The organism is Vibrio sp. Y29_XK_CS5 (assembly GCF_024181835.1).
Lineage (GTDB): Bacteria > Pseudomonadota > Gammaproteobacteria > Enterobacterales > Vibrionaceae > Vibrio > Vibrio harveyi.
The window spans coordinates 1,698,957-1,722,640 of the sequence record NZ_JAMZAM010000001.1 but is presented as its reverse complement, the minus strand read 5'-3'; the positions used below and the strand labels follow the sequence as shown (position 1 = coordinate 1,722,640).

The 23,684-nt window shown below is 47.6% G+C and carries 17 protein-coding genes; 7 read left to right on the top strand and 10 right to left on the bottom strand.

Going from position 1 to position 23,684, the window contains the following annotated elements; genetic code table 11:
• Positions 1 to 47 precede the first annotated feature (47 nt).
• Both NL647_RS07675 and NL647_RS07670 read right to left on the bottom strand, forming a co-directional pair.
• On the bottom strand, positions 48 to 398 hold the full coding sequence (locus NL647_RS07675; RefSeq protein WP_253649932.1) for a rhodanese-like domain-containing protein: 351 nt from the start codon (positions 396 to 398) through the stop codon (positions 48 to 50).
• A gap of 108 nt (positions 399 to 506) precedes the next feature.
• Entirely contained in the window at positions 507 to 1,118 is a 612-nt protein-coding gene (locus NL647_RS07670; RefSeq protein WP_253649931.1) for a LysE family translocator, read from the bottom strand.
• A gap of 103 nt (positions 1,119 to 1,221) precedes the next feature.
• On the opposite strand from NL647_RS07670, the gene NL647_RS07665 reads away from it, so the two are divergent.
• Both NL647_RS07665 and NL647_RS07660 read left to right on the top strand, forming a co-directional pair.
• Positions 1,222 to 2,088: a LysR family transcriptional regulator gene (locus tag NL647_RS07665; protein ID WP_038899312.1), complete on the top strand. Its 867-nt coding sequence runs from the start codon at positions 1,222 to 1,224 to the stop codon at positions 2,086 to 2,088.
• A gap of 81 nt (positions 2,089 to 2,169) precedes the next feature.
• Positions 2,170 to 2,535 carry a VOC family protein gene (locus NL647_RS07660; RefSeq protein WP_253649930.1) on the top strand — a complete coding sequence of 122 codons (366 nt, stop codon included), beginning with the start codon at positions 2,170 to 2,172 and terminating at the stop codon, positions 2,533 to 2,535.
• Positions 2,536 to 2,599: 64 nt separating this feature from the next.
• Here the strand turns inward: NL647_RS07660 and NL647_RS07655 are convergent, their stop codons facing one another.
• The 8 genes from NL647_RS07655 to ulaR form a co-directional block, all read right to left on the bottom strand.
• Complete coding sequence (locus NL647_RS07655) at positions 2,600 to 5,080, bottom strand: GH92 family glycosyl hydrolase (protein ID WP_253649929.1); 2,481 nt, start codon at positions 5,078 to 5,080, stop codon at positions 2,600 to 2,602.
• 89 nt (positions 5,081 to 5,169) lie between these two features.
• The gene (locus NL647_RS07650; protein WP_253649928.1) at positions 5,170 to 7,626 is read right to left on the bottom strand and encodes a GH92 family glycosyl hydrolase; all 2,457 of its coding nucleotides are present in this window, start codon (positions 7,624 to 7,626) and stop codon (positions 5,170 to 5,172) included.
• A 144-nt stretch (positions 7,627 to 7,770) separates the two neighbouring features.
• Entirely contained in the window at positions 7,771 to 10,476 is a 2,706-nt protein-coding gene (locus NL647_RS07645; RefSeq protein ID WP_253649927.1) for a GH92 family glycosyl hydrolase, read from the bottom strand.
• Between the two features lie 47 nt (positions 10,477 to 10,523).
• The gene (locus NL647_RS07640; protein WP_253649926.1) at positions 10,524 to 12,944 is read right to left on the bottom strand and encodes a GH92 family glycosyl hydrolase; all 2,421 of its coding nucleotides are present in this window, start codon (positions 12,942 to 12,944) and stop codon (positions 10,524 to 10,526) included.
• Positions 12,945 to 13,078: 134 nt separating this feature from the next.
• Complete coding sequence (locus NL647_RS07635) at positions 13,079 to 15,910, bottom strand: GH92 family glycosyl hydrolase (RefSeq protein ID WP_180826920.1); 2,832 nt, start codon at positions 15,908 to 15,910, stop codon at positions 13,079 to 13,081.
• A gap of 121 nt (positions 15,911 to 16,031) precedes the next feature.
• The gene (locus NL647_RS07630; RefSeq protein ID WP_010453114.1) at positions 16,032 to 17,432 is read right to left on the bottom strand and encodes a fructose-specific PTS transporter subunit EIIC; all 1,401 of its coding nucleotides are present in this window, start codon (positions 17,430 to 17,432) and stop codon (positions 16,032 to 16,034) included.
• A gap of 11 nt (positions 17,433 to 17,443) precedes the next feature.
• A complete protein-coding gene (locus tag NL647_RS07625) occupies positions 17,444 to 17,884 on the bottom strand; it encodes a PTS sugar transporter subunit IIA (RefSeq protein WP_083135310.1) in 441 nt (146 codons plus the stop codon).
• A 291-nt stretch (positions 17,885 to 18,175) separates the two neighbouring features.
• A complete protein-coding gene (ulaR, locus tag NL647_RS07620; protein ID WP_005453036.1) occupies positions 18,176 to 18,952 on the bottom strand; it encodes an HTH-type transcriptional regulator UlaR in 777 nt (258 codons plus the stop codon).
• A gap of 212 nt (positions 18,953 to 19,164) precedes the next feature.
• Here ulaR and NL647_RS07615 point away from each other — a divergent pair, with 212 nt between their 5' ends.
• The 5 genes from NL647_RS07615 to tal all read left to right on the top strand — a co-directional run bounded on the left by NL647_RS07615 (position 19,165) and on the right by tal (position 23,675).
• Entirely contained in the window at positions 19,165 to 20,010 is an 846-nt protein-coding gene (locus tag NL647_RS07615) for a Cof-type HAD-IIB family hydrolase (protein ID WP_045421774.1), read from the top strand.
• A 9-nt stretch (positions 20,011 to 20,019) separates the two neighbouring features.
• Positions 20,020 to 20,730 carry a ribulose-phosphate 3-epimerase gene (locus tag NL647_RS07610; RefSeq protein WP_005453033.1) on the top strand — a complete coding sequence of 237 codons (711 nt, stop codon included), beginning with the start codon at positions 20,020 to 20,022 and terminating at the stop codon, positions 20,728 to 20,730.
• Between the two features lie 71 nt (positions 20,731 to 20,801).
• Positions 20,802 to 21,959, top strand: coding sequence for an iron-containing alcohol dehydrogenase (locus NL647_RS07605; RefSeq protein ID WP_005453032.1), 1,158 nt, complete (start codon positions 20,802 to 20,804; stop codon positions 21,957 to 21,959).
• Positions 21,960 to 21,982: 23 nt separating this feature from the next.
• The gene (locus NL647_RS07600) at positions 21,983 to 22,717 is read left to right on the top strand and encodes an HAD family phosphatase (RefSeq protein WP_017189624.1); all 735 of its coding nucleotides are present in this window, start codon (positions 21,983 to 21,985) and stop codon (positions 22,715 to 22,717) included.
• Between the two features lie 4 nt (positions 22,718 to 22,721).
• Complete coding sequence (tal, locus tag NL647_RS07595) at positions 22,722 to 23,675, top strand: transaldolase (RefSeq protein WP_009697922.1); 954 nt, start codon at positions 22,722 to 22,724, stop codon at positions 23,673 to 23,675.
• Positions 23,676 to 23,684: the final 9 nt, after the last annotated feature.

Sequence of the window (23,684 nt, the reverse complement as noted above, 5' to 3'; positions counted from 1 at the left end):
GAGAGGTGTGCTTTCCGTTCAGTTGGCTAGGTAGGTGCTAAGTCGTATTACTTTGCTTGCTGCATCTCAACCAAGCCACCCGCGTTATGAAGGTTGGTAAACCCTTGCGATTGCAGGTATTGATACGCTTGCCCTGAGCGATTACCACTGCGGCAGTAGAGCACGACCTGCGTTTTTTTATCGACATTAGCAAAGTGTTTATCCAACTCTGAAAGCGGGAAGTTAACTGCATTGTCCAAGTGACCATCAGCAAACTCTTGTGGTGTACGTACATCGACAATCATTGCGCCTTGCTCAATCCATTGCCAACCTTGCTCTGCACGTTCAGAAGCAAATACCGATGGTGCGGAGAAAGCTAAGCTCAAACAAGTGAATACAATCGGAAGTAGTTTTTTCATTGAGTTCCTTTCCTCAAGGTCAATAGCCCTTAATCGTTCTGATTAAGATTATACGTGCGATTATCAAACTTCGATGTGGCATCGGTCGAAATGTCGTAACCTAGCGTGTTATGACTTTAATCCTAACATTGCGCCAAACACCAATAACCCAGCGCCACAAGCTTGATTCAACCTGTGTTTCACGCGCAGTAATAAGCTCTGTAATCGCGGAGAGGTAAACAAGATGGCAACCATAGAAAACCAAATCCCGTGTAGCGCGATCATGTAGACACCGTAACCCAAGGCAAGGTGTTGCGATTCTGTATTCGGGTCGATGACTTGGCTAAAGATACTCAAGAAGAACAACATGGTTTTTGGGTTAAGTACATTGCACAAAAAGCCTTGGAAAAAGAACTGCCAAATGGAGATGCTTTGTTGTGTTTCCCCCTCTATCTTCTGCTGAGAATCAGCCCCAAAAATCCCTTTCAATCCGAGATAGATCAGATAAGCCGCACCTAAGTAGCGAATCAAGCTGAACAACCATTCGTTCTGTGAAATTAAGTAACTGATGCCAAGCAATGAATAGGTAATGTGCACCGAAATCGCAAGACTGATGCCCACGGCGCTCCAAATTCCGGCTTGTCTGCCCCTGTTGAGGCTGTTTCTAAGAACCAAGACAAAATCGGCTCCGGGACTGATGACAATGAGTATACCTAATAAGGCAAGGCTGAAAAGCTCCATGGTGTTTCCTGTTTCTTTGTTGTTATGAATGGGGCAATTGTAGGTCGAGAGTTCGGAGACTATAATCGAAACAAATTCCGCTAAGTGTGAGAAAAAGTCACAGATGAGGCATCTTAAATCCTTCCATGTTTTCCATGTCGCCGCATCGTCTGCGAGTTTTAGTGAGGCAGCAAATAAGCTCAGTATTACGCATGGCGCAGTGAGTAAGCAGATCAAAGTGTTGGAAACCTATCTGGCTCAGCCTCTGTTCTACAAACAGGGGCGCAATATGCTGCTCACTAAAGAGGGTGAGATGCTGAAAAGCTATACCGAGCAAGCATTCCAAGCGTTGGAAACTGGCATGAACAAGCTGGTGCAGGAGAAGCACCAATACCTTGAAGTCTCTTGTGAGCCAACGTTAACCATGCGTTGGTTGATGCCAAGGCTTTCCGCGTTTAATGATGGTTGCGACGCAGACGTTCGACTTTCGACTGCGGGAGGACCTGTAACGCTCGGCTCGACAGGGCTTGCTATGGCAATTCGTCGAGATGACTTTGAGCCTTTGTATCACTACCCAAAAACCAAGCTGGTGGAAGAGTGGGTGGGTCCCGTGTTTTCACCTGAATACTGGCAGCAAGTGAAAAGTGATTTGAACTCTGTGAAGCTATTACACAGCCAAACTAGACCTGAAGCGTGGCAAGAATGGATGCAGCGCTCTGGTGAAGCGTCGATAAACGGAAAAGCGGAACAGTCTTTCGCGCATTTCTATTTTTGCATTCAAGCTGCGGTAGATGGCTTAGGCGCGGCGATGGGCTCTTATCCTTTGGTGATGGACGATCTCAAACGTGGCAACCTTGTCGCACCATTTGGTTTTGTGCCGTCAGGGCATGACTATGTCTTATTGACTCAAGACAAAGCACGTTCTGAACTGGAACAAAAATTTGTCCATTGGCTGCAAAACCAAATGGCGGAGTGTGTGCCTTGCACCTAAGAAACAAAGAGAGACCCTAGCCAGGGCGCGCTGAGTTACCTAGAGTGGTTGAATACGTGCTACATAATGGAAATTTAGGAAATGGAAAACCTCAATATTGTTGAAATTAAATCTTTTGTTCCGGCGAAAGATTATGAGCTATCAAAGCGTTTTTATCAGGCGTTGGGTTTTGAGATGCCTTCGGATTTTGGTGGTGTGGCGTACTTCTTCAAGGGCAGTTGCTCATTCTTGCTGCAAGATTTTTATGAGCCGAAACATTGCAATAATTTCATGATGCATTTGTTGGTGGAAGATGTTGTCAACTGGCATGAGCATGTTTCAAGTGTAGATTTGGAATCATTCGGAGCCAAGATGACGGAACTGATTGATCAACCTTGGAAGATGCGAGAGTTCTGTTTGCACGATCCTAGTGGCGTGTTGTGGCGTATTGGTCAGAACATCGATTGATTTGTTTATGAAAAAAGGTCAGCGCTTGCGAACTGACCTTTGAAGAGGGAAGAGTGATAGAGGTTTATTGAGGCGCTTTCATCGCTTCTGATTGATCGCCCGTCATCACGAAGTGCAACTCACCACCCGGTTTGAACTCGGAATGGTCGAAGAAGAAACCGTTATCCAAAGCTTTGCCATTGATGGTGACAGACTTGATGTACATGTTGTCATCGGCGTTGTTCTCTGTGGTGATGGTGAACGTGCCGCCTTTCACCGGAATCACCGCTTTGTCGAATAGCGGGCGACCCACAGTGTAAATAGGTTCTGCTGCGTTCACTTGGTAGAAGCCTAATGCAGACATCACATACCAAGCGGACATGGCGCCCACGTCTTCGTTACCAACTACGCCTTCTGGGGCAGCGAAATACATGTCATCAAGAATGTGGTCGACGACTTTTTGCGTCTTCCATGGTTCTGCGGTCCAGTTGAATAGGTAAGGAATGTGGTGCGAAGGCTCGTTACCAAACGCAACTTGACCAATCAAACCAGACATATCCGGTGTTTCTGTGCCTTGGCTTTCTGCGGTGAAGGTTGCTTCTAGGTTTTTCTGGAATTCAGCATCGCCACCCATGATGGTCTTCAAGCCCGCGATGTCATGCGGTACAAACCAAGTCCACTGCCACGCGTTACCTTCGGTGTAGTTGCCTGTCTCGTGTTCTGTACCGTATGGGTCGAATGGCGTCATGAAGGTTTCATCAATCATCACTGGACGCATAAAGCCCGTCACGCCATGCTCTGCGTATTCCGTTGGGTTGTAATCGAAGTACTTCTTGTAGCCTTTTGAGCGTTCAAGGTATTGCTCTTCTGCTTGAGTATCACCGGCCGCTTTGGCGATTTGTGCGATAGCCCAATCGTAGAATGCGTTTTCCAGACCGTAAGAAACAGACTCAACCGTGTAGTCTTCAAATACTGGTTCACCATCGACACGCTGGATAGCAGGCGTGAAGCCGTTTTTCTCAATGTAGTCGATGTGCTTGGTTAAAGTGCGATCCAATACGCCCTGATCCCAATCTGCTTGCAGTACCGGGTAGTTGCCGTAAGTCGAAGAGTCGATCGCGGCTTTCAGCGCCAGCTCTTTCTCTTGTTGAGTAAACTCTTCTGGGAACTTGGTCATTGCATCCGCAATCACTGCTACCGCTGGGTAGCCAACCATGGTGCCTGTTTCGTCACCTAAGTGCTCCCATTTCGGCAGCAAGCCGCTTTCAGTGTACTTCTGAACTAGGTTCTTCGCGTATTGCACCGCGCGAGTTGGCTCTGTGATGGTTTTTAGTGGGTGTAATGCACGTTGGGTATCCCATAGAGAGTAAACCGAGAAGTTTGGCTGTTCTTCCGTTGCTTGACCGTAAGCGATGGAGTATTCCCCTTCACCTTCACGAATCGAGCCTTTGCCCATGCCACGGAATCGACCATCTACATCTTGATGCACTATCGGCGCAATCTTGGTGTGGTAAAGCGCGGTGTAGAAGATCTCTTTTTGATCTTCTGTGCCACCTTCGATAGAGAAGTTGAGTGCTTTTGCCCATTTCTCGCGTGCGTTGTTACGCGCAGTATCGAAAGAGACATTCGCTTCGGCATCGTAGTTGTTTTCTGCACCTTGAGGGTCAACCGCAGATAACGCCACTTGCGCATTCAGCTCTTGTGAGCCTTCATCTTCAAATTCGATGTAGGCAGTGACGTCCGCTTTGACACGCTTAACTGGATTACCTTGGTCATCGTAAATCAATTCGGAAACGTGCTCTGCCGTTAGGCCGTCAACAGGTTCGCCATTGGCAAGGATGTAAACGTCTTTGATCTTCTTATCGAAAGTCGCATAGAAGAAGATTTTTTGGTTTTTCGCCCAGCCAGAGAAGTGCGCTGCATCGCGCTCGCCCGTGATGGTATGACCGTCTTCGCTCACCGTCAGTTTGTTGCGCAGAGAGGTCGAACCCCAGTCACTATTTAGGATGGAGTTGAGGTCTATCTTCAGACGTTGTGGTTGACCTTGTGGGTAGGTGTAGCGGTGGAAGCCGACACGTTCAGAAGCCGTAAGCTCAGCTTTGATACCGTTCTCAGCAATCTTCACCGAGTAGTAACCCGCTTCTGCCACTTCTGAGGTTTTGTCCATCTTGACCGAAATCGCTTCTCGGTAGTCGTCGCTGTCTTCGATGTATTTAGCTTTATCTTCGGTAAACGGTAGGAACAGAATGTCACCTAAGCCGCCCATACCCGTGCCGGATAGGTGAGTGTGGGAGAAGCCAAACAGGGTCTTTTTATCGAAGTGGTAACCTGATGAAGAGTGCCAGCCGATCAACTCGGTATCTGGAGAAAGTTGCACCATGCCCTCTGGCACAACAGGACCCGGGAAGGTGTGTCCGTTAAAGCCTGTTCCAATGAATGGATCGACGTATTTGAGGTTGGAAGTATCGACGCTTGGTGAGGTGTTATCGTCGCCATCGTTGCAGCCAGCCAAACCAATAACACTTGCAATCACTGCGGTGGCGATAGCGGTTTTCGTAAAGTTCATAATCTTGATTCCTTAGGCAGGAAGCGCGTCACTTCCTGCCACTGAGTTAATCTATCTGCTTATTCTTTAAACACGAATTACATAAAACGTTACTGAGCTTGAAGCGCTTCTTGCTTGTCACCCGTCATGACGAAGTGAAGCTCGCCGCCCGCTTTGATTTCGCTGTGTTTGAAGGTGAAGTTGGCATCCAGCGGCTTGCCGTTGATGGTTACGGACTTCACGTACTTGTTGTGTGGGCTGTTGTTGTCTGCGATGACTGTGAACTCGCCGCCTTCCACTGGAATGGTGATTTCATCAAACATAGGGCGACCGATGGTATAGACCGGATCCGCAGGCGTCACTTGGTAGAAGCCCATTGCCGACATCAAGTACCAAGAACTCATCTGACCCACGTCTTCGTTACCAATCAAACCAGTTGGCTCGCTGGTGTACATCTCTGACATGATGCGGTCTAGATACTCTTGCGCTTTCCATGGCTCATCCGTTAGCGCGTATAGGTAAGGAATGTGGTGCGATGGCTCGTTGCCGTGCATGTACTGACCGATATAACCCGTTAGGTCGGGCAGCTCTTCACCTGTGTTTGAAGAACGCGCGTTGAATAGTTCGTCCAAGTCTTCACGGAAGGCTTTCTCTGGTGTGGTGTCTTTGCCTTGCGCCAAGTCTGCTTGGTAGATTTCTTGTTTCAGACGGTTGAAATCGTGCATTGGTTGGAACTTCCATTGCCACGCGTTCCCTTCGGTGTAGGCAAACTCGTCCACGTAGTAAGGGTCGAACGGTAGCAGTGGGCATTTCTCTTTCATCACGCCAGAGCCTTCCGGCCATTCAACCATTTCACACTCATCCAAACGCTCTTCATCAATCGGTTGGTTGAACTCCAAAGGCGGTTTGTTTGGTGATGAGCTAAGCGGGTGGTTTTTCGGACGTAAGAAGCCTGTCTCGGCATCCCAATGGTTAAGCCAGTTGTCGGCACGAGTCATAAACTCTTCTTGCAGTTTTACATCGCCAGCCATGCGCGCGATTTCTGCCATTGCCCAGTCGCCATATGCAAACTCAAGCGTGTAAGACGCACTGTTCCAGTAGCCGTGGTGAACAAAGCCGTTTTCTTCGTACACCTTCACTTGCACAACGTTTGCTGCGCCGATGTTGTTGTCTTCCGTCCAATCTGGGAATTCAGATGCCTCGTGGTAACGCACCGTAAACTCAGCCGCTTCTTTGGCAAGTTGTGGGTCGATGTCTAAACCTTTCGCCATCGCGTCAGCAATGATAGAAACCGCAGGGAAGCCGATCATAGTGCCAGTGTAATGGCTGTGCAGTTCCCATTTCGGCAAGATGCCACCGTCTTCGTATTTACGAATCAGGTCGTTGGCAAACTCTTCGGCACGTTCCGGATCGATGATGGTTTTCAGTGGGTGCGCTGCGCGGAAAGTATCCCACATGGAGTACACAGAGTAGTTTGGTGTGTCGCCCGCGTCTTTTTGAATGCGAGTACGCAGCGCAGGGTATTGACCGTCGACATCTTGGAAAATCATTGGCGCGATAGAAGCGTGGTAAAGCGCGGTGTAGAAGATCTCTTTTTGATCTTCCGTACCGCCAGATACCATCATGCGGCTAAGCTCTTGGTGCCATGCGTCGTTGGCTTGAGCGCGCGCAGTATCAAATGACACACCTTTCGCTTCTGCTTCTAAGTTCTTCTCCGCACCTTCTGTGCCTGTTGGTGACAAGCCTACTTGGATTTCTAGCGGTGTTGATGATGGTGCGAATTCTAGGTAAGCGATGGCTTTCACTGCGTCGATGTTGTCGTTGTTTACATCGATTTCCGTTTCTGCGCCATCAACCAAAGCAATGGCTTTGACGATAGGTTGGTTGAAGGTGGCGTAGAAGTACACGTGTTGGTTGTTCGCCCAGCCATTCGAGCTACGTAAACCGCGGATGGTGTAAGCGTCGATGAACTCCAAATCGCCCTTCATTGTGCGGTTGTTGAAGTGACCTTTGTTGAGAGTGTGGTCTAAATCGAACTTGATGCGTGGCGTGGTGCCTTCTTTGAAGGTGTAGCGGTGGAAGCCAACACGTTGCGTGGTAGTTAGCTCCGCTTTGATTTCGCCTTTGTTCAGTTCAACCGCGTAGTAACCTGCTTCTGCGGTTTCGTTGTCTTTATCGAAGGTATTGAAAACGGCGTTTTCTTTCTTGGTGAAAGGCAAAACTAAGATGTCACCAAGGTCGGTAATGCCTGTGCCAGAAAGGTGGGTGTGGGAGAAGCCATACACTGGGATTTCAGTCAGCTTGCCGTGGTCGAAGTAACCTGCAGCAGAGCCCCAGCCTTCCATTTCGGTATCAGGAGAAAGTTGCACCAAACCGTAAGGCACAACCGCCCCAGGGAAGGTGTGACCATCTGCGCCTGTACCAATCAATGGATTGACGTATTGAGTTAGTGTGGTGTCGAGGGATGGAGTACCAGACTTGCTGTTGTCGTCATCACTGTTACAACCAGCAAGACCAAACATGGCAGCGAGAATAGCGGTAGAGATAAGGGTTCTTTTTAGTTTCATTTTTATGGTTCCACAGAAGTGAAGGTTCTACAGAAAATAAGGGGCGAGGGTGTACCCCTTTATCCCCGCCCCACTTGACGTTGCAACGATGTCGCCTAGTTACAACGCCAAGTAGTTTGGGGGTGTTATTTGAGTGGGTGTCAGCTACAGCGCTTTCATCGCTTCAGATTTGTCTGAAGTCATGACGAAATGCAGTTCACCACCGTCTTTCAAATCGCTGTGCGCGAAGCTGAAGTTGTCACTCAATTGTTTGCCGTTGATGGTCACCGACTTCACGTAGATGCTCTCTTGGCTGTTATTTTCTGAGGTGATGGTGAATTTACCGTCCGCGACTGGAATCACGGCTTTGTCGAACAGAGGACGACCGATGGTGTAACTTGCTTCGCCCGGCGTGACTTGGTAGAAGCCCAATGCAGACATCACATACCACGCCGACATCTGACCGACGTCTTCGTTACCAATCAGACCTTCATGCGTTGGGTGGTAGAACTCGTTCATCGCTTGGTCGACAATTTCTTGTGTCTTCCAAGGCTCTGCCGTCCAGTTGTATAGGTAAGGAACGTGGTGATCAGGCTCGTTACCCATCACGAACTGACCGATGTAGCCAGACATGTCGTGTGATTGGCTCGTATCGGCGTTGGAGTCCGCATTAAACAGCGCATTCAAGTTGGCTAAGAATGCCGCTTTACCTTGTTCGGTTACGTCTTCAGGAAGAGAGAAGTCAGTACGGTCGATGTGCTCGCCACCCATCACGTTAGCCAGACCGTTCAAGTTGTGCGGTGCAAACCATGTCCATTGCCATGTATTGCCTTCGGTGAAGTCTTCACCACGGTGCTCGGCGCGGTAAGGCCAGAACACGTCACTTTCGTTGAGTGCTTTGCGGTCTTTACACGCGTTGTAGTCCATACCGTCTGGGATAGACAGCGCCATGTTCTCGTCCAAACATTCGGCTTTCAGGTTGTTCGCCCAAACCTTGCTGCCGCTGTTCATGTAAGCCGGACGCATAAAGCCCGTCGCACCCAATGCGTTGCCTTTGGTGTCTTGCAGTTTGCCGTATTGCTCTGGGTTGTAATCGAAGTAGTTCTTGAACGACTCTGAGCGAGCCATGTAGAGGTCGTACTGTTGGTCGTTGCCCGCAAGTTTAGCGATCTGAGCGATACACCAGTCGTAGTAAGCATTCTCAAGACCGTAAGACACCGACTCGTTCACGAGCTCGTCGTATTTATCGACTTTTAAGCCTTCCACGTAACCCGGTTTGTCGCCAGAGTCCGGTGCCCATTTGGTATTGGCTGGAATAAAGCCGACGTCTTCTTGGTAGTCGTTATGACGAGTCATGACCGTGAAGCGTTTGTCCCCGTTCCAAGCATCTTGGTAAGGCACCCAGTTCTCTGTTTTATCAAGGTTGAAGTTGACTGTTTCGTCAGCGGCTTTCAACGCCAAATCAAACTCGGCTGCGGTAAAGGCTTCTGGGTGTTTGACCATGATATCGGCGATAACCGAGACCGCAGGGTGACCGACCATTTCACCGGTGTAATCCGAGTGCAGTTCCCATTTTGGTAGTACGCCGCCCGTTTGGTATTTGTTCAATAGATCGCGTGCGTGTTCAATTGCGCGGTCTTTATCGATGATGGTTTTCAGTGGGTGTGCGGCGCGGAAGGTATCCCACATTGAGTACACTGAGTAGTTCACTAAGCCGTCTTCTGCTTGGTGCACTTTGCCATCCATGCCACGGTATTTGCCATCCACATCTTGGTATAGGAATGGAGCAACAAACGTACGGTAGAGCGAGGTGTAGAACATGGTTTTGTCGGCTTTGTTGCCGCCTTCTAGTTCAAACTCGCCAAGGATGTTTTCCCAAGCCACGCGGTTTTGTTGTACGACGTTGTCGAAGTCCCAGCCGTTAGTGTCTGCTTCTAGGTTTTTCAGTGCGCCGTCAACGCCAGTGCCAGAAATCGCTACTTTGACCACCAATGGCTCATCGCTCTTGCCAAAGTTCAAATGCGTTAGGACATCGTTTGCGCGTTTTGCCAAACGTTCTGGATCAGGTTCTGGTTCGCCCGGCATTGGTTTGTGCTCTGCGTAGCCGCGGTAATCTTCTAAGCCGACTTCGGTAGCGTCAGTTGGAGTCAGTTTGCTCTCAGAAGCCAGCTTGGTGTACAGGTTCTCTTCAATGATTGGATCAGAGAATTCTGCCGCGAAGAATACGGTTTGCCATTGACCCCATTCGTTTGAGGTACGCGCGCCTACGACGGTAGTGTCGTTAACGCGTTTGTAGTAGATACTGCGAGAGTGGTTGCCGTATTGCTCCAACAGTTCGTGTTGCAGGTCGATACGCACTTTGCGGTCTTCACCCGGCTTGAAAGTGTAACGCTGGAACGCCACGCGGTCGGTTGCCGACAGTTCAGCTTTTACGCCAGTTTCTACAAGATCAACCGAGTAGTAACCAACTTCTGCCACTTCCGAGCTTTTATCCATGGTCACGGCATCAGTATTGAAACCTGTGTATGGCAAGAAGGCGAAGTCGTTTAGGTCACCTTTACCTGCGCCGGAAATGTGGGTCATTGAGAAGCCAGAAAGCAAGCTGTGCACAGGATCGTATTCAACAGGCGAGCCCTTACCATTCCAACCGTTTGGATCGAAATTATCTGGTGACGGTTGAATCATACCTTCTGGCATGACTGGAGAAGGGTTAACGTTGCCAAGACCTTTAGTGCCGATCAAGGTATCAACGAATTCCAAAGTAGGGGTAGAGATAACCGGAGTTTCCGGATCAGAGTCGCTGCCACAACCAGCAAGACCAAGCATGGCGGTTAACACTGCGGTAGAGAGAAGGGTTCTTTTTAGTTTCATTGTTTTTATTCCACGAGAAAAGGGGACACGAGGTCCCCTCAAAATCATTATTCGCCTAGGTTGGCTTGCATTGCTTCAGACTTGTCAGCTGTCATCACGAAGTGCAGTTCGCCGCCTGCTTTGAATTCGCTGTGCTGGAAGGTGTTGTACACATCCAAAGGCTTACCGTTGATGGTTACTTCTTTGATGTACATGTTGTCTGGACCGTTGTTCTCAGCCGTTACCGTGAAGGTGCCAGAGCCAATGTCTACCGTCGCTTTGTCGAAGATTGGACGACCGATGCTGTAGGTTGGATCGGTTGGCGAGATTTGGTAGAAGCCCAGTGCCGACATCAAGTACCACGCCGACATTTGACCCACATCTTCGTTACCGATGATGCCGTCTGGCGTCGGTTTGTAGAACTGGTCGTAAACTTGGTCTAGGTATTCCTGCGCCTTGTAAGATTCTTCAGTACGGTTGTACAAGTAGATAACGTGGTGCGAAGGCTCGTTACCGTGAATGTACTGACCGATGTAGCCTGTCATGTCTTGGTGCGCTTCGCCGCCATTTGGATCGGCGGTAAATAGGTTGTTCAGCTTGTCGTTTAGACCTTGAGTGCCGCCCATGATTTCAGTCAGCTTGTCTAAGTCTTGCATGAACGCCCATTGCCACTGCCACGCGTTACCTTCTGTGTAGTAGAACGCGTCAGATTTGTAAGGGTCGAAGTCAGTTGAAGCGTATTTCAGTGCACATGGGTCACCTTCTTTCAGTTCTGTCGGTACAAAGAAGCCCGTGCCGTCTGCGTTACCTGCTTTTGCATCCCAGTGTTTCAAAGAGTTGTAAGAACGAGCTTTGAACTCTTCATACGCGTCCATATCGCCAGCGGCTTTTGCCATTTCTGCGATCGTCCAATCGTAGAATGAGAATTCCAACGAGTACGACACTGAGTTCCAGTTCGGGTAACGAACACACTGTTCTTTCTCGTGGTAGTTCAACTGACCTGCCATGAGTGAGCTTAGGATGTCGTCATGAATCTGTGGGTATTCATGCGGAGTGTAACGTGCTGATTTCACTGATGCGGTGTAAGCTTGCTCTGCATCAATCAAGCCTTTGGTTACCGCATCGCCAAGAATCGCTGCCGATGGGTAGCCGATCATGGTGCCAGTTTCTGAGCCGTGACCTTCCCATTTCGGCAATAGACCAAACTCGTCGTTGGATTTACGAATCAAGTCTTTGACGTATAGCGTTGCTTGGTCTGGGTCGATGATAGTCCACATTGGGTGAACCGCGCGGAACGTATCCCACGTTGAGTAAATCGAGTAGTTTGGTGTGTCGCCATCTTTCAGTGTGCGCACTGTGCCAAGCATATCCACGTATTGACCATCCACATCGTAGAACTCGATTGGTGCGATCATCATGTGGTACATGCCAGTGTAGAAGTTGGTTTTCTCTGCATCTGTGCCGCCTTCTACTTTGATTTTTGCTAGCTTCTCAGCCCATGCGTATTCCGCGTCTTCTTTTACTTTTGCTAGGTCGAAACTTGGTGCTTCTGCTTCTAAGTTTTTCTGCGCGCCTTGCCAGTTAACTGGAGAGATACCCACGCGGATTTCAATTGGCTCTTCGCCTGTGCCGAAGTTTAGGTAAGCGGTCAGATCATCGCCTGAGTAAACCGCGCCATTGCGCATTTCGCGAGTTGGTTCTAGATCTTGTTCGCCCAACAGTGCCTTGGCGATTGGTTGGTTGAATTTCGCGTAGAAGAAGATGTCCTGACCTTGGTGATCTTGCCCTTGGAACCAGCCTGTTGAGGTTTTACGACCGCGAATGATGTATTCGTCCACCACTTCTACTTTGTTCTTCAAAGACTTGCCGTTGTTGTTCATTAGGGTATGACCTAAATCGAACTTCACGTTACGGTCCGCGCCTTCAGCAAAAGTGTATTTGTGCAAACCAACGCGTTTGGTTGCGCTCAACTCTACTTCGATTTGACCTTGGTTTAGCTTGGTTTTGTAGTAGCCCGCGCTTGCTTCTTCATTGGCTTTGTCAAAAGAGTTCAGCTGAGTGTTTGCCATGTCTGCGTATGGCAGAACCAAGATGTCGCCTAAGTCCGTTGCGCCTGTACCTGAAAGGTGAGTATGGGAGAAGCCGTACAGGGGAACGTCAGTGTTAACCACTTCGCCAGTTTCGTAGTTGGATGAATCCCAGTAGCCAGAAGCCGAGTGCCAAGGGTTAAGCCCAGATTCATGGTCTGTGTTAGAGCCGATGAAAGTATCTGGAGACAGTTGAACCATACCTGCCGGTACCGTCGCGCCCGGGAATGTATGTCCAGAAGCTGCTGTGCCGATCATTGGATCGACGTATTTCAACACCGCAAGATCAACAATTGGATCGCTCGGCAGTGAAGAGGAAGAATCGTTGTCGCTGTTACAGCCAGCCAAGCCACCCGTCAGACCAACCAGGATAGCCAAAGAGATAAGATTACGTTTAAACATGTGCATACCGTTTTGTCGTTATTCGTATATAAAAAAGTGTTTATAAGAGACTGTTTATAAAGGGCTGCTTATAAAATTTGCTTGTAGGGATAGCCGGGAGATGTGCGCCCCCGGCTGAGTTGTCACTATTGGGATTAACGAGAACCTGCTGGCATCTCGTCTTCATGCAAGAACTCACCGATGCCTTGTGCTGGTGGAAGATCTTGCTCTAGAGAGCCCCAACGTTGATTTGGTTTGTCGCCCATCACGAACTCCAGCTCACCGCCGTACATGATTTCGTCATGAGTCAGGTAAGTGCGGTTGAAGTCTTTGCCGTTGTAGCGAGCCGATTGAATGAAGATGTTTTCGCGGCTAACGTTCTTCGCGGTAACCGTGAACTTCTGGTTGTTGCCGACATCGATAGACGCGCTTTCAAACAGCGGAGTACCGATTTCGTAGATGCCAGAAGAAGCGTTCACTGGGTAGAAGCCAAGCGCACGGAACACAAACCACGCAGAGAGCGTACCGAAGTCGTCGTTACCACAAATGCCGTCAGCGGTGTTCTTGTAGCAAATGTTGGTTGCTGCGGCGATGGCTGCCTGACCTTTCCAAGGCTGACCGACGTAGTTGTACAAGTACGGCACGTGGATATCTGGTTCGTTACCTTGAACGTGCTGACCAACGTTACCTGTGTTGAACACTGGGAATTGGTTGTCGCCTGCGTTGCGGTCTGGGTAGGTTGACCAGTACTCATCCAAGCGAGCTGCGAACAAGTCACCGCGTTCTGCTTCAGGGTTTTGTGTCTTGTCGAAGCGTGTCATCAGGTCAATCAAGCCATGAATGTCATGTTGAACGCTGAACGAGTATTGCCAGCCGTTCGACTCAGAGAATGCCCAGTTGAACATGTCTGGACGCCAGTCTTTACCCACCGCGCGACCAGTGATTGGGTCTACCCAACCTGCATCGATAAACTCGCCATCGTAGTCACGGGCTTTGAACCAACCTTGGTATTGCTTACCGCCGAAGTCGAATTGTGCTTGCCAGTTTTTAGAACGGTTAGCGAACTCGGTGTAGCGCGGGTCTTCTTCACCGAAGACTTCTTTGATCGATTGCGCGATTGCCCAGTCGTTCATTGAGTATTCAAGCGAATAAGATGCTGTCCAAGAGTCTTTAAACGGTGAGTGACCGCCGTAAGAATCTGGTGGAGTGTCGTGCAATTGCGCTGGCACGTAACCTTGTTCTTCGTACTCTTTGATCCATGCTACGCCTTGGCTCGTTGCGGCGCGCGCGTCAGTGATCATTGCTTCAACTAAGCGTTCTTTGACGTCTTTGCGCTCAGCTTCTGTGAAGCCAAGGTCGATCATGCGTTTTTCTAGTGAGCCTTTCGACAACACATCATGAATCACAGGCGTTGAGTGCATGCCCATCATCATGCCAGTTTCGTTGCCTTTGAATGTCCACTCAGGCAGGCGACCTTTGCGCACGTTGCCTTTGTCATCCACCCATTCTTCTTCGGCGTAAGACAGCATAGACAGCACCACGTCGGCTAGGCGGTCAGGTTCAAGAATCGAAGACAGCGGTTGAACTGCGCGGTAGGTATCCCATAACGAGAAAGTGTCGTAGCGTGTGAAGTCTGCTTTGCCATCTTTGTTAGCATCGGCTGTGCGGATCGACTCTTTTAGCGTATCAATCTTATCGCCCCAAGGTGTGTTGCCATCTGGGTAAGCGTTACGACCTTGGTGAACTTGGCGGTAGCGACCATCTAAGTCAGAGTGAATGGTTTGACCTAGGTACGAGTGGTACATCGCGGTGTAGAACGTCTGTTTGTAATCTTCGTCGCCAGAGACTTGGATCTTGCCGAGTTCGTCTTCCCATTTCTTCGTTGCCGCTTCGCGTACTTGGTCGAAGTTCATGCCCGCAACTTCTGTCATGTTAAGAGAAGCACCAGACTTGCCATTCTCGCCGATCTCAACGTTTGATAGCGCCAATTTCGCTTCAACCGTTAAGCCGTCTTTGGATGTGTCGAACTCTACGTAAGCGCGCGCGTATTGGTATTTGCCGCGTGTTTCGTTACCGATTTCCGTAATGCCTTCTGGCACGTCCATGTAACGACCTTGCTCTTTATCGTAGTAAGCAAAGCGAACGTTTTTGATTGGTTGGTCGAATTCCATCACGAAGAATTCTTTTTGGCTTGGTGCCCAGCCATCAGAGAAACGGTGACCTTCAAGGCGGTTATTGTCTTTGTCCCATTTCAAGTAAGAATCTGAGGTGTAGTCCCAGTTAATTTTGAAGCCAGTGTTCACGATGATTTCTGACTTCTCATCACGAGGGAAGGTGTAGCGGTGCACACCAACGCGATCCGACGCCGTCAACTCAGCTTTGATGTCATAATCCAATAGATCGACTTTGTAGTAGCCCGCTGTCGCTTGCTCGTCACGATGTTGGAAGCGAGACGCTTCTAGGTTTAGCGTTGCCGAACCTTCATCAATCATGTAATCCGAACGCGAGTTGATTGGCATGACGAGAATGTCGTTCAAGTCGCCAGCACCAGCTCCGGAAAGGTGGGTATGAGAGAAACCGGAAGTACGTGCGTCGTGGTAATAGTAGCCTGAAATGTATTCCCAGCCGTTAGAACCGTTGTTTGGAGAAAGCTGCACCATGCCGTGTGGTGTGGTTGCACCAGGGTAGGTGTTGCCTAGGTTACCTGTGCCGATGAATGGGTTGACGTAGCGTGTTACGTCCATATCGGCGAAATCTACTGGGATGTGAACGCCCATGTCGATTTCAGGTGTTTCTGGGTTTGGCTTGTCATCACAGTCGCCATCGCCAACTGGAGGACATACTGGCTTGCCGCCGTCAGGAATATCCGGCAGTGCAGGGTTGGTGTCACCGCCTTCATAAATGTTGGTTGTGTCGTCGTTACAGCCACTCAGACCGACTAGACCACTGAGAACTGCGCAAGCGAGTAGGGAAGGTTTGAATTTCATTTTTAAAGCCTTGTAAATTGTAGGGTTATATAATTAAAAAAATCAGGGGTATTACTAAAACTTAAAAACTTGAAATAGAGCCCTTTGGGGGAAAGGGCTCTTAGGGGGAGGAGCTTAAGGTTTAAGCTTTCACAAGAGTCGCTGCGTTACGCATCGCTTCTTTCGTTGAACACTCAACAACGTTTGCTTTTGCAAAGCGGTGAGCGTCTTTTACTTGGATATCGTGAGCTAGAATAACCAGCTTCGCGTTTGCTACATCTAGGTCAGTGATGCGGTTCTGGATACCGTTTTGACCTTGAGTTTCTACTTTGATTTTCAGACCCGCTGCTGCACCTGCTTTCTCTAGTGCTTTCGCTGCCATGAATGTGTGTGCTACGCCAGATGGGCAACATGTTACTGCTACGATGTCGTACTCGCCTTCGCCTGCTGCTGGAGCCGCTTGAGCTTGTGCAGGTGCTGCTTCTGCGATTTCGTCTTCTGCTTCTTCTTCAGCAACTGGTTTCCAGAAGCCAACGATAACCGCTGTTGTTAGTGAGCCTAGTGCGATACCCACAACGTACATTGGGATGTTGCTTGATACAGGTGCTGTGATTAGACCGCCCCATGGTGCGTGTAGCAGTACGTCTGTTAGGAAGCCGAACACACAGCCAACGATACCACCAGCAACGATTGAAGGAAGAACGCGTACAGGGTCGTTTGCTGCGAATGGGATAGCACCTTCAGAGATACCGATAGAACCCATGATTGCTGCTGCTTTACCTGCTTCTTGTTCTTGCTTAGTGAACTTCTTCTTGAATAGGAATGTTGCTAGTGCCATACCTAGAGGAGGCGTACAGATTGCGATACCAACACCACCCATTAGCCATGGTTGTGTATCAACTTGAGTTTGAGCGAATAGCGTTGCTACTTTGTTGATTGGACCGCCCATATCGAATGCAGTCATACCACCAAGAATCGTACCTAGAACCACTTTAGAAGCGCCAGCCATAGAAGCTAGGAATTCGTTCATAGAAGCCATGAAGATCTTGATTGGCTCACCGATACCCCATAGAACGATACCTGCAGAGATAAGCGTACCTAGTAGAGGGTAGATGAAGTAAGCGCCCAACGCAGTCATGTTAGCAGAAAGAGGGATCTTCTTAAGTTGGAATACCACACCACCTGCGATGAAGCCCGCTACGATACAACCAAGGAAGCCGCCGCCCATGTCAGCCATGATGCCAGAAGAGATCATCGCTGGCGCTAGTGCTGGTTTGTCTGCAATTGAGTAACCGATGAAGCCACCAAGAATAATTGGGAACAGCACTAGACCTTTAATACCGATATTAGAAATATCAGCCAATAAACCGTCCGCAGGAACCGCACCTTTACCTGATGCCATTACCGCTAGCGCCAGTAGTACACCACCCGCAACGATAAATGGAAGCATGTGAGAAGTACCGAATAAAAGGTGACCTTTCATGGTACTTAGGATTTTTTTGAAATCGCTATTATTACTAGCTTGAGCTGTGATTGTACTCATAATTTCACGCCTTATGAATTAATTAAAATATTTAGTATTTGGTTTTCGTCTTTTGCGTTATGAATATCTTCAATAAACTCTTCGCTAAATTTACCGAATAATTCTTGAAGAACATAAATATGGTGGTCGGCACCGTTATCTGGTGAGGCAATCATGAAGAATACGGTCGGTTTGACTCCCTCTTCGTCGCCATACTCGATGCCTTCGTGCTTTACGCCAACAGCGATTGCAGGCTCTGTAACCGCTTTGCTTTTTGCGTGTGGGTAAGCGATGCCGTCCATTGAAGTCACGCTTAATGCTTCACGTGCTTCGATGTCGGTTAAAAAAGCCTCTTTGCTGCTGATTCGATTATTTTCGAATAGCATTTGCGCTAGCTCTTCAAAGACTTCTTTTTTATTATTTGCTTGAAGGTTGCCTTTAATTAAATTGACGTTTGTTAGTTCTGTAATCATTTTTTGACTCATTGGTACTGAAGTAATGAGGCAAATTTAATTAATGTTATGGTTTTCTGAAATAGTAAAAAAAATCCAATAACTATATTTTTGTATCACTGAGAGCTAAGTGTGATAGAAGTCATTAATATCAATGAGCTAGAAGGGAATTAGTATTGTGACTTATATTCCATTTATTTTGAAATTAATAATGAAGCTTGAAAATAAACGAGAAGGGAATCAAATATTAATTGAAAAAGCCGGAAGAACATGACTGTTGCTTCCGGCTGTTATGTCTATGGTAATACGTTGCTATACCGTAATTACTTGAACGCCAGCTTCTTCTAGTGCTTTAAGTGTTGTTTCATCGGCACCTTGATCCGTAATTAGGGTATCAAGTTGAGAGGCAGAAGCCAGAAGCTTTCCGCCGTGTTTGCCTATCTTGCTACTATCGACTAATGCTACTAGACGATCACCGTATTCCAATAGTTTCTTCTCAGCCATGTAAACCAAGAGATCAGAAGTGTACACGCCAGCTTTCGAAACACCGGTACCTGTGAAGAAAACGTAACGACTTGAATAGTCGTCAGTATTTTCAGCATCTGGTGAGATGGTAATATGACGCTCTGGTAGATACTGCCCACCTAGAATGATCAAACTAGAATGTTTCTTCTGAATGAGTTGGTAAGCAAGTGGCATAAAGTTGGTCACCACTTGAATGTTGCTGCCAGCTAAATAGTCACCCAACAATAACGTTGTGTTACTGCCACTTACCACCACACTATCACCTTCATCACACATTTCAGCGGCGGCTTGGGCAATCCGAGATTTAGCTGCAAAATTCTCAATGTCTTTTTCTGAAGGAATGAAATGAGAAGCAACATGAGATTGTGTGGCTACTTGTTCTGATTTAATCACTTCCGCACCATTGCGGATCTTAGTGAGTTTCCCGTCTTCTGCGAGTTTTGTTATGTCGCGTCGGGCTGTTGATAGAGAAATATCAAGCATCTCAACGTAGTCGCTCGTGCTGATATACGTGTGATTTTCTAGATACTCCAAAAGCCTTCTATGACGCTGAGCTTCATTCATAGTTAAGTCCTTGATTTTTGTTTTGACCAATTTTGACCGAATTTGACGTTTTGAGCAAATAAAAAATCAAAATGACGTTTTTTGAATTGTTTGTGACCGATTTTTGTGATCTTTAGCCTGTTTTGAATCGTTTTAAGTCAAAAATGACTTTACGTGACGTTATTTGACCGTTTATAGTCATTTTGCGTCACAAAGAGTCATTGGAGACCAAGATGAAGTATCAAGCAATCATTATCGATTTAGATGGCACACTGTTAAATGACCATAATCAGATCAGTAGTAACAATATCGAAGCGATCAAACTTGCGATTAGTGAAGGTTATAAAGTCACATTAGCAAGTGGTCGTCCACATAACCTGATGCTTCCTTTTGCCAAGCAGCTTGGCATTGAACTGCCGATGATTTGCTGTAATGGAGCCTACCAGTTTGACCCTGTTCAAGGCAGCATCAACGATAGCCAAGTCATTGGTTCAAATGTACTCAATGCATTACTCGACACTCTCAATATTGGTCAGTTTTATTTCACGCTTTATTGCGAAAACGGCATTTTTGCGACTCAACAATCTGAACACTTCCTAGGTCTTCAGCAACAGATGTTGGCACTGGGCGTTGAGGACAACATGAAAATTGTACCGAGTGTTCGTTCACTACTTAATGAATGTGGTGATGTATATAAAGTCTTGGTCTCTAGCGAAGACAAAGTCGCTCTCTGTGAATTACGTGATGTGCTGATTCATCATCATGTACAAGCCGATCTTTCAACTCCGAACAAGCTTGATATCACAGCGAAGGGAGCGAACAAAGGCACCGCAACTCTTCACCTACTTAATCAACTCAACCTGAATCCGAAATACACCATTGCTTTTGGTGACGGAGACAACGATGCAGAAATGTTACGCGTTGTTGGAGAACCCGTAGCAATGGAAAACGCTAGTCCAGCCATTCGTGGGTTAGCGAACTTAATTGTCACAGATAACAACGGTTGCGGCATTGGGCAGTACCTCAGATTGATCGTGTCTGAAGGTCAGCATTCATGCCAACACTCTTACTTCTATTAAGGAAACACAATGAAAAAAGTAAAAATCGCAGCAGGTCTTGCACACGTAGATTACGGCCACATCGCAGATATCGTAAAAGAAGTGTCTGACGCGGGTGCGGATTACATTCACTGTGATGCTGCTGATATGCATGATTTGAAAAACATGCAGCTTATGGGTGGTCATCAAATCGTTGAAGGTATTCGTCAGTACACGGATAAGCCAATCGAAGTCCACGCTTACTTTAAAGATTGTGATCGTCTATTTGTAGAAAAGATTGCTAAAGCTGGCGCAGACATGCTGATTCTTCCAGCAGAGAACTTCTTGGGTGCGCCATTGGCGTACATGATGAAGTACTGCCGTGACTACAACATGAAGTTTGGTCTAACCGTTGGCTGTTTTACTCCTGTCTCTTTCGTTAAAGAAGCAATTTACTACCTAGACCGACTACACATTGTTATTCATGGCGTGAACAACGATGAATGGTTATGGCGTGAGTCTGCGATTGAAATGATTCGCGAAGCGCGTCAGCTAATTAACGAGCGTAACCCTAACTGTGAATTGTGTGTTGACGGTGGTATCCGTAACCACAACCTAGAGCCGCTGTTGAAAGAAGACATTGATGTGATGGTGGCATCAACCAACATCTTCGGTCACAAAGAAGGCATTACAGCTGGCGTAAAAGATTTCCGTGCTGCACTGAATGCTGCTGAAGAAGCCGTTGCCGCTGAACTAGCTTAATTAGAGTTAATGGTGTCGGGCTGAACTTCCCCCTCGAAATGCTCCGGCTCGACACCAACCAAGGAATTGCCATGACACATTTTAATCACTACCAACCGACTAAGCTGAGCTTTGGCCCGGGCAATGTGAGCCAAATTGGTCATATGATTGCCAAATACGGTCGACGCTGTTTGATTGTATCTGAACCGATATTTGAAGCAGTTAAACCAGCTTATGAGCGTATTTTTGCTTTGCTTGCCGAACAAGATATTCATGTAACGCACTTCGATGGCGTTGTACCTAATCCGCCAACGACGGTTGTTGAGCTTGGACGACAAGTTGGTATCGAAGCTGACTGTGACGTTGTACTTGCCATTGGCGGTGGTTCATCGATCGATACCGCGAAGATCATCGCAGCAACCATGAAGGTTGACACAATTGATTGGGCACACTGGTTTAAAAATTATGATTCGCCTTTTGGTGATATTAAGGCGCTGCCAGCATCAACTGTGCCTTTGATTGCGATACCAACAACATCTGGAACGGGCTCTCAGGTTACTCATGCAGCGGTTATTACTGATCTTGATAGCCACTCAAAACTGACATTGTTCCATCCTGATTTTTATCCATGTGAAGCCATTATTGATCCTGAATTAATGCTGACCTTACCACCTCGTATGACTGCGATGACTGGTTTTGATGCGTTTTCACATGCGTTTGAGTCGTACACCGGCACAAAGCCTTCACCATTAGTTGATAGTTTGGCGCTAGAAGCCATGAAGCTGGTGGTAGAAAACTTGCCTGCTGTTGTGAAGAACGGCTCCGATATCGAAGGTCGTTGTCGATTGGCAAGCGCTGATACGTTGGCTGGGATCTCCTTGGCTAATGGTGGCGCAGGCGCACCGCATCCTCTAGGGGAAATCTTAGGTAGTAGAAAAACGAATTTACCTCATGGTTTGACACTAGCGGTGGTTTATCCCGCTTATGTTCAACTGCAATGGCGTAAACAACCAGAACGTTACGCAAAAGTTGCAGAGCTATTTGGTGCCGTGGGAAGCACTGAAGAAAAAGCGCAATCGCTAGCAACGCACTTAGTCACGTTTTTAGGGCAAATTGGTTTAGAGCACAACCTAACGCAGGTAGGAGTCACAGAGGAAGACGTAAAGGCATTAGAACCAGCGTTCTGCTTCAACCTACCTTTGACAACGGGCGAAGAGATGAAAACGATTCTGCACGCCAGCTTGGTATAGCAGAACAAAAAGGGGTTGAGAACATGGAAAACGAAGTAAAAACAATGAAATTTGCAGCGTTGAATGTGGATAGAGAGGACATCAAACGTCGTGATATTCAAGCGTTAATCTTCGATTTCGATGGTCTACTCGTCGATACAGAAACCTGTTTGTTTAGGGCCTGGGAAGCTCTAATGAAGCCATTCGGGATTGATGTTTCGCCACTCCAGGTTGCTGGTCTAGTTGGGAGCTCAGTACCAGCAACCTCTCTTTGTGACCTTTATCGATATCATTCAAAGCAAGTGTTATCTGATGATGAAATCAGACAACAAGTCTTTAGTCATGCTTATCGACTGATTGCACTTCAAACAGAACGAAAAGGTGTTCGCTGCTATCTAGACACAGCAAAGCAAATGGAGCTTAAGATGGCGTTAGCAACAAGTTCTGAATACGAGCATTACATGCCGATTCTGAAGCGCCTGAATTTAGAACATTACTTTGACTGTTTCACCGGAGCAGAAGAAATCTCGATTGAACGTCGTAAGCCATCTCCGGACGTTTATCTCACTAGCCTAGAAAAACTCGGAGTTTCTGCCAGTCAAGCCATTGCCTTTGAGGACTCTCCTCCAGGAGTTACAGCGGCTCGAGCGGCAGGTATTTCAACAGTTGCGGTAACCAATTACCTGACTCAGCACTTAGATGTCTCGCATGCAGACATTGTTTTATCGTCAATGAGTCAAATTTCGCTAGCGCAATTGATTATCAACTTATCGAGATAGAGTTATGAACAAATTAGAACAATTGAAAAAATACACAACGGTTGTTGCTGATACTGGTGACATTGATGCGATTGCTGCATTCCAGCCTCAAGATGCGACGACAAACCCTTCATTAGTGCTTAAAGCGGCAGAGATGCCTCAATACGATCACTTGATTGTAGATGCGATTGAATGGGCGAAAAAACAAAGCGCAGATAGAGCACAGCAGATCATCGATGCAAGCGATAAATTGGCGGTCAACATCGGCGTAGAAATCTTAAAAACCGTACCAGGGCGTATCTCTACTGAGGTTGATGCTCGCTTATCATTTGATAAAGAATCCAGTTTGGTGAAAGCGCGAAAATTGATCGCCATGTACCAAGAAGCTGGCATTGAGAAAGCGCGCATTTTGATCAAGCTGGCGTCAACATGGGAAGGCATTCGTGCAGCAGAAGTACTCGAAAAAGAAGGCATTAACTGTAACCTAACGCTGCTGTTTAACTTTGCTCAGGCAAAAGCGTGTGCAGAAGCGGGGGCATTCCTTATCTCTCCATTTGTTGGTCGTATCTTAGATTGGTACAAAAACAATACTGATCAAAAAGAATACCTTCCACATGAAGACCCGGGTGTTGTCTCGGTTTCTAAGATTTACAACTACTACAAAGATCATGGCTATAACACTGTGGTTATGGGCGCTAGCTTCCGTAATGCTGATGAAGTGCTCGCTCTAGCTGGCTGTGATCGTCTAACGATTGGTCCTGCAATCTTAGATCAACTTGCAGCGCAAGAGGGTGAGGTTGAACCAAAGCTTTATGCTCAACGCACGAATGTGAACCCTGCGCCAACGGCAATGACTGAAGCTGAGTTCCGTTGGGAAATGAACCAAGATCCAATGGCGACAGAGAAGTTGTCTGAGGGTATTCGTAACTTTGCCGTAGACCAAGGCAAACTAGAAGCAATGATTGAAGCACGTCTGTAAGGAGCAGTG

What these genes read in the sequence shown, in the direction of transcription:
- NL647_RS07675 (WP_253649932.1), bottom strand. Translation starts at nt 398, where the DNA reads ATGAAAAAACTACTTCCGATTGTATTCACTTGTTTGAGCTTAGCTTTC.
- NL647_RS07670 (WP_253649931.1), bottom strand. Translation starts at nt 1,118, where the DNA reads ATGGAGCTTTTCAGCCTTGCCTTATTAGGTATACTCATTGTCATCAGT.
- NL647_RS07665 (WP_038899312.1), top strand. Translation starts at nt 1,222, where the DNA reads ATGAGGCATCTTAAATCCTTCCATGTTTTCCATGTCGCCGCATCGTCT.
- NL647_RS07660 (WP_253649930.1), top strand. Translation starts at nt 2,170, where the DNA reads ATGGAAAACCTCAATATTGTTGAAATTAAATCTTTTGTTCCGGCGAAA.
- NL647_RS07655 (WP_253649929.1), bottom strand. Translation starts at nt 5,080, where the DNA reads ATGAACTTTACGAAAACCGCTATCGCCACCGCAGTGATTGCAAGTGTT.
- NL647_RS07650 (WP_253649928.1), bottom strand. Translation starts at nt 7,626, where the DNA reads ATGAAACTAAAAAGAACCCTTATCTCTACCGCTATTCTCGCTGCCATG.
- NL647_RS07645 (WP_253649927.1), bottom strand. Translation starts at nt 10,476, where the DNA reads ATGAAACTAAAAAGAACCCTTCTCTCTACCGCAGTGTTAACCGCCATG.
- NL647_RS07640 (WP_253649926.1), bottom strand. Translation starts at nt 12,944, where the DNA reads ATGTTTAAACGTAATCTTATCTCTTTGGCTATCCTGGTTGGTCTGACG.
- NL647_RS07635 (WP_180826920.1), bottom strand. Translation starts at nt 15,910, where the DNA reads ATGAAATTCAAACCTTCCCTACTCGCTTGCGCAGTTCTCAGTGGTCTA.
- NL647_RS07630 (WP_010453114.1), bottom strand. Translation starts at nt 17,432, where the DNA reads ATGAGTACAATCACAGCTCAAGCTAGTAATAATAGCGATTTCAAAAAA.
- NL647_RS07625 (WP_083135310.1), bottom strand. Translation starts at nt 17,884, where the DNA reads ATGATTACAGAACTAACAAACGTCAATTTAATTAAAGGCAACCTTCAA.
- ulaR (WP_005453036.1), bottom strand. Translation starts at nt 18,952, where the DNA reads ATGAATGAAGCTCAGCGTCATAGAAGGCTTTTGGAGTATCTAGAAAAT.
- NL647_RS07615 (WP_045421774.1), top strand. Translation starts at nt 19,165, where the DNA reads ATGAAGTATCAAGCAATCATTATCGATTTAGATGGCACACTGTTAAAT.
- NL647_RS07610 (WP_005453033.1), top strand. Translation starts at nt 20,020, where the DNA reads ATGAAAAAAGTAAAAATCGCAGCAGGTCTTGCACACGTAGATTACGGC.
- NL647_RS07605 (WP_005453032.1), top strand. Translation starts at nt 20,802, where the DNA reads ATGACACATTTTAATCACTACCAACCGACTAAGCTGAGCTTTGGCCCG.
- NL647_RS07600 (WP_017189624.1), top strand. Translation starts at nt 21,983, where the DNA reads ATGGAAAACGAAGTAAAAACAATGAAATTTGCAGCGTTGAATGTGGAT.
- tal (WP_009697922.1), top strand. Translation starts at nt 22,722, where the DNA reads ATGAACAAATTAGAACAATTGAAAAAATACACAACGGTTGTTGCTGAT.